Annotated in this window: 16 protein-coding genes; 7 read left to right on the forward strand and 9 right to left on the reverse strand. The window is 67.6% G+C overall.

Going from position 1 to position 15,372, the window contains the following annotated elements; translation table 11 throughout:
• Nucleotides 1-22: 22 nt before the first annotated feature.
• Complete coding sequence (locus AC1DIP_RS00965) at nt 23-1,276, reverse strand: RNA polymerase sigma factor (protein ID WP_477732527.1); 1,254 nt, start codon at nt 1,274-1,276, stop codon at nt 23-25.
• Complete coding sequence (locus AC1DIP_RS00970) at nt 1,276-1,611, reverse strand: YciI family protein (protein WP_477732528.1); 336 nt, start codon at nt 1,609-1,611, stop codon at nt 1,276-1,278. Before AC1DIP_RS00970 ends, AC1DIP_RS00965 begins: the two co-directional genes overlap by 1 nt.
• Before the next feature lie 193 nt (nt 1,612-1,804).
• Here AC1DIP_RS00970 and AC1DIP_RS00975 point away from each other — a divergent pair, with 193 nt between their 5' ends.
• Entirely contained in the window at nt 1,805-3,256 is a 1,452-nt protein-coding gene (locus tag AC1DIP_RS00975) for an FAD-dependent monooxygenase (RefSeq protein WP_477732529.1), read from the forward strand.
• A gap of 326 nt (nt 3,257-3,582) precedes the next feature.
• Here AC1DIP_RS00975 and AC1DIP_RS00980 read toward each other — a convergent pair whose 3' ends face one another.
• Nucleotides 3,583-4,320, reverse strand: a complete 738-nt coding sequence (locus AC1DIP_RS00980; protein ID WP_307359159.1) for a GAF and ANTAR domain-containing protein — start codon at nt 4,318-4,320, stop codon at nt 3,583-3,585.
• A 131-nt stretch (nt 4,321-4,451) separates the two neighbouring features.
• On the opposite strand from AC1DIP_RS00980, the gene AC1DIP_RS00985 reads away from it, so the two are divergent.
• Nucleotides 4,452-5,630, forward strand: a complete 1,179-nt coding sequence (locus AC1DIP_RS00985) for an acyltransferase family protein (protein ID WP_477732530.1) — start codon at nt 4,452-4,454, stop codon at nt 5,628-5,630.
• A 33-nt stretch (nt 5,631-5,663) separates the two neighbouring features.
• Here AC1DIP_RS00985 and AC1DIP_RS00990 read toward each other — a convergent pair whose 3' ends face one another.
• From AC1DIP_RS00990 to AC1DIP_RS01000, 3 genes are read right to left on the reverse strand one after another with little or no spacing between them, the layout of a single operon-like run.
• Complete coding sequence (locus tag AC1DIP_RS00990) at nt 5,664-6,398, reverse strand: cation efflux transmembrane domain-containing protein (protein WP_307359154.1); 735 nt, start codon at nt 6,396-6,398, stop codon at nt 5,664-5,666.
• Nucleotides 6,399-6,409: 11 nt separating this feature from the next.
• Complete coding sequence (locus tag AC1DIP_RS00995; RefSeq protein ID WP_307359151.1) at nt 6,410-6,736, reverse strand: ArsR/SmtB family transcription factor; 327 nt, start codon at nt 6,734-6,736, stop codon at nt 6,410-6,412.
• A gap of 58 nt (nt 6,737-6,794) precedes the next feature.
• Nucleotides 6,795-8,333: an LCP family protein gene (locus AC1DIP_RS01000; protein WP_477732531.1), complete on the reverse strand. Its 1,539-nt coding sequence runs from the start codon at nt 8,331-8,333 to the stop codon at nt 6,795-6,797.
• 201 nt (nt 8,334-8,534) lie between these two features.
• Between AC1DIP_RS01000 and ftsW the strand changes: the two genes are divergently transcribed.
• Together ftsW and AC1DIP_RS01010 are read left to right on the forward strand one after the other, a co-directional pair.
• Nucleotides 8,535-9,854, forward strand: coding sequence for a putative lipid II flippase FtsW (ftsW, locus tag AC1DIP_RS01005; protein ID WP_477732532.1), 1,320 nt, complete (start codon nt 8,535-8,537; stop codon nt 9,852-9,854).
• Entirely contained in the window at nt 9,838-11,124 is a 1,287-nt protein-coding gene (locus tag AC1DIP_RS01010; RefSeq protein ID WP_477732533.1) for an MFS transporter, read from the forward strand. The genes ftsW and AC1DIP_RS01010 overlap by 17 nt, the downstream gene beginning before the upstream one ends.
• On the opposite strand, the gene AC1DIP_RS01015 is transcribed toward AC1DIP_RS01010, so the two are convergent.
• Together AC1DIP_RS01015 and AC1DIP_RS01020 are read right to left on the reverse strand one after the other, a co-directional pair.
• Nucleotides 11,121-11,267: a hypothetical protein gene (locus AC1DIP_RS01015; RefSeq protein WP_307359137.1), complete on the reverse strand. Its 147-nt coding sequence runs from the start codon at nt 11,265-11,267 to the stop codon at nt 11,121-11,123. The two genes, AC1DIP_RS01010 and AC1DIP_RS01015, sit on opposite strands and share 4 nt — an antisense overlap.
• Before the next feature lie 297 nt (nt 11,268-11,564).
• Nucleotides 11,565-12,317 (reverse strand): ANTAR domain-containing protein, encoded by a 753-nt coding sequence (locus AC1DIP_RS01020; RefSeq protein ID WP_477732534.1) that lies wholly within the window; start codon nt 12,315-12,317, stop codon nt 11,565-11,567.
• Between the two features lie 224 nt (nt 12,318-12,541).
• On the opposite strand from AC1DIP_RS01020, the gene AC1DIP_RS01025 reads away from it, so the two are divergent.
• Together AC1DIP_RS01025 and AC1DIP_RS01030 are read left to right on the forward strand one after the other, a co-directional pair.
• A complete protein-coding gene (locus AC1DIP_RS01025; RefSeq protein WP_476206709.1) occupies nt 12,542-13,060 on the forward strand; it encodes a MarR family transcriptional regulator in 519 nt (172 codons plus the stop codon).
• Between the two features lie 62 nt (nt 13,061-13,122).
• Complete coding sequence (locus AC1DIP_RS01030) at nt 13,123-13,617, forward strand: hypothetical protein (protein WP_477732535.1); 495 nt, start codon at nt 13,123-13,125, stop codon at nt 13,615-13,617.
• A gap of 146 nt (nt 13,618-13,763) precedes the next feature.
• Here the strand turns inward: AC1DIP_RS01030 and AC1DIP_RS01035 are convergent, their stop codons facing one another.
• Nucleotides 13,764-14,087: a hypothetical protein gene (locus AC1DIP_RS01035; RefSeq protein WP_476206707.1), complete on the reverse strand. Its 324-nt coding sequence runs from the start codon at nt 14,085-14,087 to the stop codon at nt 13,764-13,766.
• A 306-nt stretch (nt 14,088-14,393) separates the two neighbouring features.
• Here AC1DIP_RS01035 and trxB point away from each other — a divergent pair, with 306 nt between their 5' ends.
• Complete coding sequence (trxB, locus tag AC1DIP_RS01040; protein WP_307359126.1) at nt 14,394-15,371, forward strand: thioredoxin-disulfide reductase; 978 nt, start codon at nt 14,394-14,396, stop codon at nt 15,369-15,371.
• The last annotated feature ends 1 nt before the right edge of the window (nt 15,372 follow it).

Below are 15,372 nucleotides of genomic sequence, written 5' to 3' on the forward strand. Positions count from 1 at the left end.
CCCGGCACCAGCGGTGCCCAGGTCACCCTGCCGGCTCGTCCAGCCGCCCCCGGAGGAAGCGCCGCTCCGCGTCGTTGTCCGTGAGGATCAGCGCCTCCTCAAACGCCACGCGGGCCTCCTCGGCGCGGCCAAGCCTGACCAGGAAATCGCCCCGGGCGGCGGCAAGGTACGGGTAGCGTGCCAGCTGTGGCTCGGCACCCAGCGCATCCAACTCTGCCAGGCCTTGGGCATATCCCGCGGCGAAACCCAGGGCTATGGCCCGGTTGAGTCGAACCACGGGGGAGGGCCACCGTTCCATCAGCAGGTCATATAGTCCCAGAATCTCCTGCCAGTCGGTGTCGGACCAGGACCCGCTCTCATCATGCACGGCCGCGATGGCCGCCATGAGGGCGAAGCGGCCCGGCGGCCGGGCAGCTAAAGCTTCCCCAAGGAGCGCCACGCCTTCATTGATGGATTGCCGGTCCCAGGCGGACCGGTCCTGGTGCTCCAGCAGGACGACGTCATGGTGTTTATCGAGCCGTGCATCCCTGCGGGCTTCGGTGAGCAAGACGAGTGCCAGGAGCCCGGCGACATCGGGATCGGCAGGAAGCAGGACGCGCAGCATCCTTGCCAACTCCAGCCCGCGTTCGGCGAGGTCGCGGCGCATCAACTCCGGTCCCGACGGAGCCGTATGCCCCGTGGTGTACACCAGGTACACCACTGCCAGCACCCCGTCCACACGTTCATGCAGCTCGGACGCCGGCGGCACCCGGTACGGGATACGGGCTGCCGCGATCTTCTTTTTCGCACGGGTGATGCGGGCGGCCATGGTGGATTCCGGCACGAGGAACGCCCGCGCCACGTCGGCCGTGGACAGCCCGCACAACAGCCGCAGCGTCAGGGCTACACGGGCCTCGAGCGCCAGGGCCGGGTGGCAGCACGTGAAGATCAGCCGGAGCCGGTCGTCCGGAATGCCGGCGGGATCGAAGTCCGGACGACCGCCGTCGTACTCCTCCGGCTCAAGCAGCTTGGGCAGCGACCGTTGAACCGTAGCTGCGCGGCGGCGCATGTCCAGGGCCCGGTGCCGGGCCGCCACCGTGAGCCAAGCCCCCGGATTCCTGGGGATCCCGCTCCCGCCCCAGCTGGACAGTGCGCTGGCATAGGCGTCCTGGACAGCTTCCTCGGCGGTGTCGATGTCGCCCGCCACCCGCAATGTTGCCGCCAGCACGAAGGCCCACTCCCGGCGGTGCGCGTCCGCTACCGCTGCAGCAACCTCCGCGCTGGCGGCCTGCGGCATCAGTTGGCCACCCGCACCGGCCACACCTCGACTCCGACGCCGGCGGGAACCTCCTTGGCAATCTCAAGTGCCTCATCCAGGTCGGCGGCTTCAATCAGGTAGTAGCCGCCCAGGGTTTCCTTCGACTCGGCGAACGGACCGTCCGTGACCAGGAATCCGCCGGCCCCGTCGCGGCGGACCGATGTCGCAGTGGAGGAGGGGTGCAGGGCAGCTCCGCCGAGCAGGGACGGGCCACGGCGCTGCTGGAACTCCTGGTAGCTCGCGCTGATCGACTCCCCTTCGGCCTGCCGTGCCACCGATTCGTCCTGGTAGATCAGGATCAGGTACTTGGACATGTCATGCTCCTTTGCCGTGATGAAAGGCCCTTCATCGAGCCCCTACCAATTCGACGCACAGCGGAAGCGGAAATCGACAACACCCGCAGTATTCCTTCCATTTTCAAAGTACCCCGCCATGGGGGCCTTGCCGCAAGGCCCCGGGGGTGCCGCATACTGGCCGTCGTATACCGGACGTAGGCGGGGGAGCGAGATGCACGACGCAGTGATTGTGGGGTGCGGGCCCACGGGCTTGATGCTGGCGGGGGAACTTCGGCTGGCTGGGGTGGACGCGGTGGTGCTGGAGCGGCGCGCGTCCCAGGAACTGGCCGGTTCCCGCGGTGGCGGTATCCACTCGCGCACCATCGAACTGCTGGACCAGCGCGGCATCGCGGACCGGTTCCTCGCCGCTGGCAAGACGGTCCAGACGGCGTCCTTCGGCAACACGCAACTGGACCTGGGCGGCCTGCCCACCCGCCACCCGTACACGCTGGCACTGTTCCAGAACCACATTGAGCAGCTGCTGCTCGAGTGGGTGCAGGGCCTGGGCGTGGAGATCCGGCGCGGCGTTGAGGTCACCGGAGTTTCAGCGGACGACGACGGCGCGGAGGTCCACCTGGCCGGCGGCGGACCCGTGCGGGGCCGCTACGTTGTGGGCACCGACGGCGGGCGCAGCGTAGTGCGCCGGTCCGCCGGCATTCCCATGGTGGGCCCGGACGCTACCCGGAGCAGCCTGATCGCAGAGGCGAAGGCCGCCGGGGAACCGGGTCAGCAGGGGAAGGTGGACGCCCGCGGGATCCACGGGCTGTACCCGATGGGCGGCGGCATGGTCCGGGTGGTGGTCACCGAAGCGTCCCTGGGGCCGGCCACCGAGCCCACCCTGGCAGACCTGCGGGAGGCCCTGACAGAGGTCTTCGGCACCGATTTCGGCGTGCACAGCCCCACCTGGCTCTCGCGCTTCACCGACGCCACCCGGCAGGCGGAGGCGTACCGGAAGGGCAGGGTGCTGCTGGCCGGGGACGCCGCCCATGTCCACTCACCCACCGGCGGGCTCGGCATCGGCCTCGGGATGCAGGACGCCGTCAACCTTGGCTGGAAACTGGGGCAGGTAGTGCGGGGCGTCGCCACCGAAGCCCTGCTGGACACCTACCACGCGGAGCGGCACCCGGCGGGGGAGCGGTCCCTCAAGTACACCATGGCCCAGTCCCTCTTCCAGAAGGCCGATCCCCGGCAGGAAGCCCTGCGGGACCTGCTCGGCGAGGTACTGCGCGTCGACGGCGCCGGAACGCCCATCGCGGCGCTCATCACCGGACTCGACGTCGCCTACCACCGTGGCCCGGGCCACCCGCTCCTGGGCCGCCGCATGCCGGACCTGGACCTGGCCACCCCTGCCGGGCCGGCCACCGTGTACGGGCTGCTGCACAGTGCGCGGCCGCTGCTGCTGGAAGTCGGCGGCCCGGCGCTGGAGCCGGGGTCCTGGGCCGGACGCGTGCTGCACACCCGGGCAACGTACGACGCCGCGTGGCAGCTTCCCGTGCTGGGAACCGTTGCTGCACCCACGGCAGTACTGGTCCGGCCCGACGGCTACGTCGCGTGGGTGGGGCAGGGGTCGGCGGACGGCCTCGCCGAGGCCCTGGGTACGTGGTTCGGCCCGGCCAACCCGTGAGGATCCCAAACTGGTCCGCGCCACAGATGCATTAATTGGGGGAAACTGAGCAAAAACTGCGGGAGTTCCCCCTATTGCCCGCAGCTGCAGTTTGTTAAGCTGAATCCCGGGTCAGGCAGGTGGCCTTGCTGTTGCTGCCGAGGGAAAGCCTCTTCATTGCCGCCCGCCCCTTTCGCCGGGATCCTGGCAATCATTCCTGGGCACGCAACCGCCCGCAAAGCTGACGCGGATGTGGCCCAGGGTATCCATTTTTCGGGGGTGGGCCACATCCCGTCGTCCACTCCGGGGGCCAGCAGCGTGGCTGGCTCCCGGGCATCGTGCAAACGTCAGTCGTCGAAGTGCGCCTTCACGGCCACAGCGCCGGAGAAGCGGCTGACCAGGGCTTCGGCAATCTCGTGGAGCTTTTGGTTCCGGGTGCTGGACGCACTGCGGAGAAGCTCGAAGGCTTGGTCCTTGCTGCAATTGTTTTGGGCCATAATGATCCCGCAGGCCACATCGATTACGGTCCTCGTGTCCATCGCCGCCCTCAAATTTTCTGCGAGCTGGTCCGCCGAGGCGATCCGCACCGCGAGCCGCAGGGCCTTGCCCGCCATCTCGCCGAACCTCATGGCGTCGGCCACGGCCTGCTCGTCGAAAAGCCCGCTGACCGGAGCGAAGAAGTCCAGGACCGCGCCGCCGTCGTTCTCCAGTTTCATCGGAATCCCCAAAGAGCTGGCGACGCCCGCCGCTGAAAGGGCCGTGCGGTATTCTGGCCAGCGCGGGTCCGTTGACACGTCTTCCAGCAGGACCGGAACCCCAGTCTCCAGGGCCTCGATACAGGGCCCGTCCCCCAGCGATTGTTCGATTCGGTCCAGTACCACCGCCCTCCCGCTGCTGCCTCCGATGGTGGCCGTGCGCTTGCGCCGGTGCAAGGTAACGGCGCACTCGATGGACTTTCCCGTGCTGTTGGTCATGGTGGCTGCCGCAAAGCCGGTGAGATCGTCCAGCACGGATTTGATGTCCTCCATGCCGGCGATGAGGTCCACGAGCTCTTCCAGGTCTTCTGCCCTATCCTGTTCCACCATGCCTTCAATGTAGGAGCGGCAGCCAGCACCCACAAGGGCCCGCTCCCAGCTTCCACCCAGCTCCGGGTCAGCGCAGTTATGGAAACGTTATATATGCTTGCTTAGTGGTTTTGAGGTCAAGCAGCGGAAATTTGTCAGTATCGGCCGGCCCGGCGGCGCCCCAGGCCGGGCTCCTGGCCGGGCGTAAGCATGCCCTGGACGGGCTGAGGATCATCGCCGTGGCCGGCGTGTTCTTCTTCCACACGGCCACCGAGTCGATGCCGGGCGGGTCCATCGGCGTGGACGTATTCTTCACCCTCAGCGGCTTTGTGATCACGCTGCTGATCATGAAGGAGCGGATCGCCACCGGCCGGCTGCACCTGGGCATCTTCTACGCCAAGCGGCTGGCCCGGCTTTGGCCCGCGCTCCTGGCGCTCTGCGCCGTGATCGTCACCGCGGGCCTGCTGTTCCCCGCCTCCGGCTGGGGCGGCCAGGCAGGCTTCGTCCTTCCCGCCGCCGCCTATGTGATGAACCTGGCCCACTTCGGCGTGTTCGGGGACCCCATCGCCGGCGAAACCCTGGGCCCCACCTGGACGCTCGCCGTTGAAGAACAGTTCTACCTGGTGTGGCCGCTGCTCCTGCTGGGGATGCTCCGGTTCTGGAAGGTCCGCACCGCTGCCATCGCCATCGTGGGCCTGGCCACCGCTTTAGTGTTGAACCGCTTCCTGCTGGTCAACGCCGGCCAGCCGCTGGACCGGATCTACAACGGACCGGACACCCGCGCCGACGAACTGCTGATCGGCTGCGCCCTGGCCCTGCTCTTCACTGCGGTCCGCGAGGGCTCCAGGCTGCACCGTGCCCTGGCATCGGCTGCCCGCTGGGGCGCTCCGCTGGCCGGGGCCGCACTCGTGGGCGCCCTGTTCCTGCTGAAGGAACCCGACACCCCCGGCGCCTGGTTCAACACCTTCTGGACCGTGGGCCCCACGGCCCTCGCCCTGGTTTCGGCCGTGCTCATCGGCTCGCTGGTCCTCCAGCCGGCCGGCTTCCTGTCCCGCGTCTTCAGCCATCCCTGGCTGGCCCGCCCCGGCCGCGACCTGTCCTACGCCATGTACCTCTGGCACCTGCCGGTGTACCTGCTGCTGATGCGGCTGATCCCGGCGCTGCCCCTCCGCATCGGGCTGACGGCCGTGCTGACGGTGCTGCTGGCGTACGCGTCCTTCCGTTGGGTGGAGCGGCCACTCCGGCTCTGGGCGAACCAAAAGCTGGAACCCGTCGGCGTCCGTTCCACCGTCAAGCCCTCGAAGCAACCCGTGTCGGCGTCAGCCGGGTAGGTCCACGCCTGCCCTCTGTCCACCAACCAAAAGTCAGCTTTTCCTGATGGGCTGAAGTCCCAGCTGGGGCCTGCCCGCTGAGTCAGGCACAGGGGTTGAGCTCGTACAGTCCGGGCAGCAACCCTCCGGGCGGTCGGCAGCGGCAGCCACCCGCTGCGGCACAGCGCAGCAGGCGTCCCCGCGCCACGCGTTGATGCCTTCACGGACGGCGAGGCCCGCGATGGCAAGCGCTGCTCCAGCGTCGGCCCACCACCAGCCCAGGGCGCTGTTCAGGACGAGTCCAACCAGCAGCACCGCGGAGAGGTAGGTGCACAAGAGCGTCTGCTTGGAGTCCGCGACAGCCGTCCTGGACCCGAGCTCCCGGCCGGCGCGGCGCTGTGCCCAGGAGAGAACGGGCATGATGGCCAGGCTCAGCGCCGCGATCACGATGCCCGGCAGGGAATGCTGTGCTTCGCCGCCGCCGGCCAGGGACCGGATGGAGTCCGCGGCGACGAACGCTGCCAGTGCGAAGAACGATACGGCGATGATCCGCAGGGTCAGGTGTTCGCGGCGCTCGGGATCCTTGGCGGAGAACTGCCACGAGAGCGCCAGTGCTGAGGCCACCTCGATTACCGAGTCCAAGCCGAAGCCGATCAGCGCGGACGAATCAGCAGCGCCCCCGGCCCAGAGGGCAGCGATGGCCTCGATGATGTTGTAGGTGATGGTGGCTGCAGCGAACAGCCTGATCCGCCGGTTCAGCACGCGCCGCCTGGCGACGGTGGGTGCCATGCTTGGGTCCGTCACGCCAGGCATTCCCCATCCGGCGCGCAGCAGGCAGGGTCCACCGCCAGGACAACGCCCAGCAGTTCCTTGATGGCATGGCCGATTGCCTGATCCGCCAGCTCGTACCGGCTCCGCCGTCCATCCGGCACTGCAACGACCAGCCCGCAGCCCCGCAGGCAGGTCAGATGGTTGGACATGCTTTGGCGGGATACCCCCAGGCTGTCTGCCAGGTCGGAGGGGTAGCACGGTGACTCCGCGAGGGCCAGCAGCACCCGCGCGCGGGTGGGATCCGAAACGGCATGGCCGAAGCGGGCCAATACCGGGGCGTGGGTAAGGGTCTGCATGTCCCAAAAGTACAGCCGAAGCTGTATTCAGGCAAAAGTGGATTCCTCCGGGGCGTGCCTAGTAGCCGGCGGGGTTGGCTGACTGGCAGGTCTGGTCGCTGCCGGTCTGCGCCACCACGCTGCCGGAGGAGTCGGCGGACGACGGCGGTGCGGCGGGCTTGGTGCCGGTGGCAAAGTCGGTGCCGGCGTACAGCTGCACGCCCTGGATGTTCGCCACCTGCTGGACACTGGTGGCCGGCAGGCCGAAGAGTGCTGCCACGTCGGCGGCGACGTCCTCGAACCCGGCCGAGTAGTATACCATGGTCTGGCTTTGGGCCTGGGCCTGCAGCTTGGTCACCTTGGTGAAGCCGGCATCGGAGAGAAGCCCCGCAATCGCGGTGCTCCGCCCCGCCACCCCGGTGCCGTTGGCGATGGAGACCGGCTGCAGCGACTTGTCGTATGCCGGCGCGGCAGGGGTTGCGGGCGCCTCCGTGGGGGCCGCGGGGGCCGGCTGGCTCAGGTCCGGGCTGTTGCGGAGGGCGGCGAAGAAGTTGGATGCCGCCGGTTCATCCAGGGTCAGCCGGTTGGGGTCCTGGGGGGACGGCACCGTCGGGGTGGTGATGAAGTTGATGTTGGCTGGATCGATGTTCTTCAGCCGGTTGGCGATGGTCAGCAGCGACGGGATGGAGGACAGGCCCGAATCGACAGTCAGGTTCTTGGTGATGGTATCGGCGATGGTCAGCGTCTTCTGCGGGTTGCCCAGGGTGCCCTCGGACTTGAGCTTGCGGCTCAGCGAGGCCAGGAAGGCCTGCTGTGCCTGGATGCGGCCCAGGTCCCCGCCATTGGCGAAGGCGTGCCGGGTGCGCAGGAATGCCAGCGCCTGGTCACCCTGCACCTGCGACTTGCCGGCCGGCAGGTTCAGGTGGGAATCGGGATCGTTGACGGCAGCGGTGACGCAGACCTCCACACCGCCAACAGCGTTGGAGAGCTCCTTGACCGCGTTGAAGTCGGCCATCATGAAGTGGTCCACTTCCAGGCCCGTGAGCTTGTTCACCGTGTCCACCGCGCAGCCAATGCCGGCCTGCGCCATGGCGCTGTTAATCATGGCGCTCTTCTGCTCGGGATACGCCTGGTTGGTTTTGGAATCCGTGCACGCCGGAACGTCCACCATCAGGTCACGCGGGAAGCTGACCACGTTGACGTGCTTGTTGTCTGCCGAGATGTCCAGCAGCATCATCACGTCAGACTGCCCGTAGCCGGAGGACTGGTCCGCCGTGCCGTACTGGCTGTTGTTCCCGCTCCTGGTGTCCGACCCCAGGACCAGGATCTGCAGCCGGTCCGTGCTGTCATTCACGGCACCTTCGGTACGCTGCCCTCCCGCAGACAGCTGCGAGGTGCTGATGTTGGACTGCAGGCGCCAGGCCCAGTAGCCGCCGAACGCCAGGACGCCAAGGAGCAGCACGGACACCACGGCGGTGACGGCTTTGACCCAGCGGGGGGCGTGGCGGAAAGGCCGACGGCGGCGCGAACTGGCGGCGTACAGCTCACCTTGGCCGGGGTAGGCGGGCGAGCGGGCGGCTTCCTGTTCCGGGCCGGGGGATTTTTTGGAACCGAACACGACGAAATGACCTTCGGGAGGGGACAGGTTTCCGCTACGCTACACGCCGAAGCTGGCAATTCACCCAGAACCGTAGCGATGGCGGGTGTCCCGGCGCCTCCGCCGGGGTGTGGGGGCGTACTCTTTCTTCTCGGCGGTATCCGCCCCGGAGATGGGCCCGGCCGTGGGGAAAGCCCGGTGTGCAGGCTGAGGAACGGACAAATGGATACAGGACAAAAACAGCGCGGAACGGCCCGGCCCGCCCGGCGCGGGTTGGGCAAACTGGCGGTCTGGCTGGAGGACGACTCCCCGGGACGCCTGCGCCCGCTGATCCTGGCGGTGGTCCTCACGCTCTCGGCGATCGGACTCGTGGAGGTGGCATCGGCGTCGTCCGTGGAATCCGTGGCGGCAGGAAACAACCCCTACGACCTTCCGCTCAAGCAGGCCATGTGGACCGTGGCCGGCGTAGTGCTCATGCTGGTGCTGGCGCGCATGTCGGTGCGGCGGATCCGGTGGCTGGGCTGGCCGCTGCTGATCGGTTCCCTGTTCGCCCTGGTGCTGGTGTTCACGCCGCTGGGGATGTCCGTGAACGGCAACCGGAACTGGCTGAGCGTGGGCGGCTTCACCGCCCAGCCGTCCGAATTCGCCAAGCTGTCGCTGATTGTGTGGGGCGCCGGCATCCTGGACCGGAAGCAGGCACTGCTGGGGCAGTGGAAGCACGCCGTCATCCCGCTGGCACCAGCAGGAGCACTGATCATGGGCGTCGTGGCGCTGGGGCACGACCTTGGCACCACCATGATCATCATGCTGATCCTTGCCGCCACCATGTTCTACGGCGGCGTGCGGATGAAGGTGTTCTCCGTGGCCGGGCTGATCTGCGTGGCGGCGGCCCTGGTGCTCGCGGCCACCAGCGGCAACAGGATGGGCCGGATCTCCTCCTGGCTGGGCATGGGCTCCGACGAGGACGCCCAAGGCATGGGCTACCAGGCGCAGCACGGCGCCTACGCCCTGGCCTCCGGCAGCTGGTTCGGCGTGGGCCTGGGCCAGAGCCGGCAGAAATGGAACTGGATCCCGGAAGCCCACAACGACTTCATCTTCTCCATCCTGGGCGAGGAACTGGGCTTTGCCGGGTCGCTCCTGGTGCTGGGCCTGTTCGCCATCCTGGCCATTGCCGTGTTCAAGACCATCGCCCGCACCACCAACACTTTCTCCAGGATCGTCGCGTGCAGCATCATCACCTGGATCCTGGGCCAGGCGGTCATCAACATCGCGATGGTCAGCGGGCTGCTGCCGGTGATCGGCGTACCGCTGCCGTTTATCTCCTACGGCGGCTCGGCCATGGTCTCCTCACTCGCCGGAATTGGGGTGATCCTGGCCGTAACACGCCCCGAAGGAACTGTTCCCCCTGGCCGCGGCCGCCTGGGCCGGGGCCTGCTGGGCCGCGGGCGCTTCCGCGGGGACAGGCCGGAGGATGCCAGGCCGCACGGTGCGGTGGCCGGCCCCGCCGTGGAGCAGGTCCGGGAGCATGCCCACCACCGCTAGTGCCGCCGGGCGGGGTCCCGCGGCGCCCATGACCGCCATCCGGTTCATCCTGGCCTTCGGCATCATCAGCGCCTTGATGGACATGGTGTACGAGGGCGCCCGCAGCGTCACCGGCCCGTACCTCGGCGCGCTGGGCGCCTCAGCACTCCTGGTCAGCGTTGTCACCGGCGCCGGCGAGGCCGTGGCCCTGGTCCTCCGCCTTGGGTTCGGGCGGCTTGCGGACAGGCCCGGGCTGCGGTGGGCACTGGCAATCGGCGGATACGCCCTAACGGCCGTGTCCGTTCCGCTGCTCGGACTCACCGACGCGCTGTGGATCGCCTGCCTCCTGGTCCTGGCGGAGCGGCTGGGCAAGGCCGTCCGGAGCCCCGCCAAGGACACCATGCTGGCCGAGGCAGGATCCGCGATGGGCCAGGGAAAGGCGTTCGCACTGCACGAGGCCCTGGACCAGGTGGGGGCCTTGCTGGGGCCGCTGCTGGTGGGGGCGGCGCTGGCGCTTTCGGGCAGCTACGGCCCGGGGTTCCTGCTGCTCGCGGTCCCCGGACTGGCGGCCATGCTGATCCTCTTCTGGCTGCGACGGAGGGTCCCTGACCCGGGCCTGTTCGAGCCGACGGACGTCCAGCCCGCCGGTCCTGTTCCCGGCGAAAGCAGCCCTGTCCACGGGGATGCCGCCGCCGTGTCCGGCAAGACCGCCCCCATGCCGCGCCAGTACTGGCTCTACGCTGCGTTCAGCAGCCTGACCATGTTCGGCTACGCCACGTTCGGTCTGCTTTCATTCCACCTGGTGGCCACCGGCCTGCTGCCGCCCGCCATGGTGCCGGTCCTATACGCGGCAGCGATGGGGGTGGACGCGGTCGCCGCCCTGGCCTCCGGCTGGCTCTTTGACCGGGTGGGGTTGAAAGTCCTCCTGGTCCTTCCCGTCCTGGCGGCTGCGGTGCCGTGGCTGGGTTTCAGCAACATTGCGGCGTTGGCCGTAGCCGGGGTGCTGGTGTGGGGAGCGGCCATGGGCGTCCAGGAAAGCACCATGCGGGCCGGGGTGGCCGGGCTGGCTCCGGTTGCCCGCCGGGGTAGTGCCTATGGGATGTTCACCGCGTGCTACGGGCTCGCATGGCTGGCCGGGAGTGTCCTCATCGGGTGGCTTTACGAGTACTCGACTCTTGCCCTCGCCGTCACCGTCACGGCTGTGCAGGCCGCCGCCATGGTGATCTTCGTCGTCGTCCGTCCCCACGCCGCACGCCCTGAACTGCAGTCTCCGGGAACCGAATCCTCCTAGGCGACCGCTCCGGCGATCTCCGGGCACTCAATGCAGCGGACGTCCGCAACCAGGGAACCGGCGTCGTCCTTTTGGAAGTGGGTGACGTGATTGGTGGTCCTGCCGCAGGTGGGGCAGTAGCTCTGGCTTTGTTTAGTCCACATGCATGAATAATACGGAAAGCCGCGCCAAACGAAAGGTTAAGGACCAGAAGTATGTGGATCCCCGCAGGTCCTGTGACCGGATCTTGACCAAACCTGCTGGCGATTCTTCAGGGAACACTGAGTTACGCCGCGTAGCTTGGGCGCATCAGGCAGTACGGAAGGAGCGCAGGACAATGACCATCACCGATTACATCGTGGCTCTCGGCGGCATGCTGGCTTCACTCGGATGTGCAGGACTCGTGGCCGCCGGCCTCATCAAGGCGCGGGCGCGGCACCAGGCGTAACCCGGGCGGCCGGCTACGCGATCGCCGGGGGGTCGAAACGCGTTCGGGGTGCGCCGCTGGGCATCGCCTTCAGGATGCTGTCCGCCACGCTGCGCACTTTGAGGTTGCGGTTCCTTGACGTTCCCGCCAGCCTGCTGAACGCCTCCGCGTAGGAGCAACGGTTCTGCGCCATGAGCACGCCGCAGGCAACGTCGATGCTGGTGCGGCTCTCCAAGACCTGCTTCAGGTTGTCGCCGGCACGGATCACGCCGTGGACGTCCAGGGCCAGTTTCAAGCTGCGCGATGCAACCTCGCCGAACCACGCGGCTTCACTGGTGGCCCGGGGGGTGAATGCGTGATTGGCCGGGCCCAGGAACACCAAGGCGGCGGATACGCCCGGTTGCAGTTCCAGGGGCACGACCAGGGCCGCGCCGAAGCCGTGCTCCAGCAGCCGCCGCCGGTAGGCCTGCCAGCGCGAGCCTGCCTGGCCCACCACCGTGGGCGCGGCCAGCGCCGTGCCCAGCGCGGCCGGGCCGTCCGAGTACTCGTCCTCCGAGGCTGCAACGGCTGCCGCCTCCGGGGTGCTTCCCGCTGTGGCGGTGCATCCCCGCTGCCGGTACAGCACCGCGGCACATTCAACCCCGGATCCTGCCGCGCTACTGAGCCAGCGGGCGGACGCGTACGCAAGCTTTTGCAGGGATGCGGCCTCGTCCTCAGCCCCGGTCATCAGGTCCAGCAGGAACCCCTGCCGATCGGGCCCCTCATTGTTCGCCGGGCCATCAGCCACCCCGCACCCCCGTCTGCCATTACCCCAAGGCCGTGCTGCCGGGGATTGCACAAGAACCTATTAGTCCGGGCAGGCCCCCGGCACGAGTAGCCGGTACTCTACTTTTCCCCGGGGGCCTGGGGAGATACCTGTTCGTTTCCTCCGAGGGGGAGGTGGGCGGGCGGCAAGTGGGCTACCATGGGTTTGTTAGACGGCCAAGCAAGTAGGATATCGAAGGAATTCGCATGAACCCGCATGGTGCAAGCGAAGGCTCCTGGTACCCATCTGCCGAGGGGAACCGGTCCCGGGCTGTCGACGTCATCAATGCCCTTCGGGAGTTCCGGACCTCGGAGAGCGCCATGAGAAGGCGCACCCGTTCCTCGGTGGCCATGGGGGAGACTGACCTCCTGGCGCTCCGGTACCTGATCGACGCAGAGGCCGCGGGCGTTGGCATCCGGCCCACGCAGCTTGCCGCCCGGCTGGGTATCACCTCCGCATCGATGACCAGCCTCGTGGACCGCCTGGTTGCCGCCGGCCACGTGATCCGCGAACCCCACCCTTCGGACCGGCGGGCCGTAATTCTTCGGCCCACCCCGGGCGCCGACGAGGAGGTGCGGCATAACCTCAACCAGCTGCACAAGCGCATGCTCGAGGCCGCAGAGTCACTGACGCCCGAGGAAATCACCGCTGTCATGAACTTCCTGCTGCGCATGCGGGAAGCGGTTGATGCCGTGGAACCGAGCCCGGTTTCCGGACTCCGGTAGACAAGTCAGTAATCCTAGTTAGACTAGCTACATTGTTTGGTAACTATCGGATGGCGGATCGCATGACTGCAGTACTTGAACCTCAGGCAGCGGGACAACCGATCCCTGTCCAGGCCCACGATGACATCCAGCTCCACCTGGCGCCGATGGAGCTCCAGGAGCCCCCGGCATCCGCTCTGCCGGAAGAGCATGCGGAGCCGATGGATCTGGAAGACCCGGCCGCACCCTTCCACTGCGGCGTTGCCATGACCGCCGGGCCCGTCCCCATCGCATCCCTGGGGTGGGCGCCACTGGAGCTCGGCTCATCGGAATGGTCCTGCGCCTGCGGCTACACCATGGACAGTGCGCCCGCCGGTGACCCGCTGGAATCCGTCCGGCTGGCATCAGCCAGGGTGGAGAGCCTTCAATGGGAACTTGACGCCGCCCAGGAGCAGTTCGAAAACGCCTTGAGGACCGCTTCGAAGCGCGGCGCGGAAGAGGATGCCCTGGGCAGGGCGGCCGGCCTGAGCGCAGTGGAACTCCAGGACGTCCTCGCTGGCGGCTCCGGGCTGCTGTAAGCCCACGGGCCGCGGAAGGCTCTTAACAGCCCGAAGTGCAGCCATCCGTCTGTTCAGATGCAGCTGCACTTCGGGTTGTTGGAAGCGGAAAAGCGGTTGCGGCCTGCTCTGGCCCGAAAAGTGGGCGCGGCGAGCGGCCGGGAGTTTTATGCGGCCAGCCGTACCGGCGCGGTACGCGGATGGCGGCGGTTGGGCAGCACGCTGATGGTGCAGGGTGCCTGGTCCGGATCGATCCGCGCGGGCAGCTGCCTTGTTTTGGAAGCGGCGTGGAGCATTTCCAGCGCCTCCTCATCCACCCAGGCGCTGGAGATATCAAGCTCCAGGTCCAGGCCTCCCCTCAGGGAGTTGGCACGCTTTGCCACTACATAGAGGGCGTTGACGCTGTGGATGGTGATATGCCCCTTTGCAATCACCTGGGCCTTGCTGTGGTCCAGATCGACCCGGACCACGATGTTCAGCTTAGAGTTCAAGATATAAAGCCTTCCCCGGCATTGGCTGCGACGCTGCAGCTTCTTGCATGACCTGTTTGCTTAAGCCTCAACTAGATTAGGCAACCAATGTGATGTGCGCAACACGGTGACGTTTGTTACATCGAACGCAGTTTCCTCTCGGTTGGAGGAGCGGTTCGTCACCCGCTGCCCCGTTCTTGGCCCTGGGCACCGGGCGAATGGAAGAATCAGACCTAGTAATCAAGGCACGCACTCAACAACCGACTACCGGTCTGCCGGCCGCCCAGCACGCGGACGCCCAGCAGTACCGCCACCGAAGGACACGCAATGAGCAAAGAACAGCTGATCATCATCGGCTCCGGCCCCTCCGGCTACACCGCCGCCATCTACGCAGCCCGCGCCGGCTTGAACCCCCTGGTTCTGGCCGGTTCCGTCACCGCCGGCGGCGCCCTGATGAACACCACCGAGGTGGAAAACTTCCCTGGTTTCCCCGGCGGCGTCCAGGGCCCGGAGCTGATGGACGGGCTGCAGCAGCAGGCGGAAAAGTTCGGCGCGCGCATCGAGTACGACGACGCCACGTCCGTTGACCTGAAGGGTCCGGTCAAGCGCGTGGTCACCGGAGCGGGGGAGACGTACGAGGCCCAGGCCGTCATCCTGGCCACCGGCTCCGCCTATAAGGAACTCGGACTGCCGGAGGAGAAAAAGTTCAGCGGCCACGGCGTCTCCTGGTGCGCCACCTGCGACGGGTTCTTCTTCCGCGAGCAGGACATCATCGTGGTGGGCGGCGGCGACTCGGCCATGGAGGAAGCAACCTTCCTGACCCGGTTCGGAAAGTCCGTTACCGTCGTGGTCCGCAAGGGTGAGCTCCGCGCGTCCCGCATCATGGCCCAGCGTGCCAAGGACAATCCCAAGATCCGCTTCGCCTGGAACTCCGCGGTGACGGCCATCCACGGCGACGGCAAGGTCACCGGGGTGACCCTGACGGACACCCGCACCGGAGAAACCCGGCACCAGGATGCCACCGGCATCTTCGTGGCCATCGGCCACCTGCCCCGCACCGAGCTGGTGGCCGGCCAGGTGGACCTGGACGACGAAGGCTACATCAAGGTGGATGCCCCCACCACGTGCACCAACCTGTCCGGCGTCTTTGCCTGCGGCGATGCCGTGGACCACCGCTACCGGCAGGCCATCACCGCTGCCGGCACCGGCTGCGCCGCGGCCCTGGACGCCGAGCGCTTCCTGGCCGCCCTGGAGGACGCCGCCAGCATCGCTACGGCACTGGTGGAGGAGCCAACCCACAGCTGAA

The sequence above is a fragment of the Pseudarthrobacter sp. 05T312 genome (genome assembly GCF_056396685.1).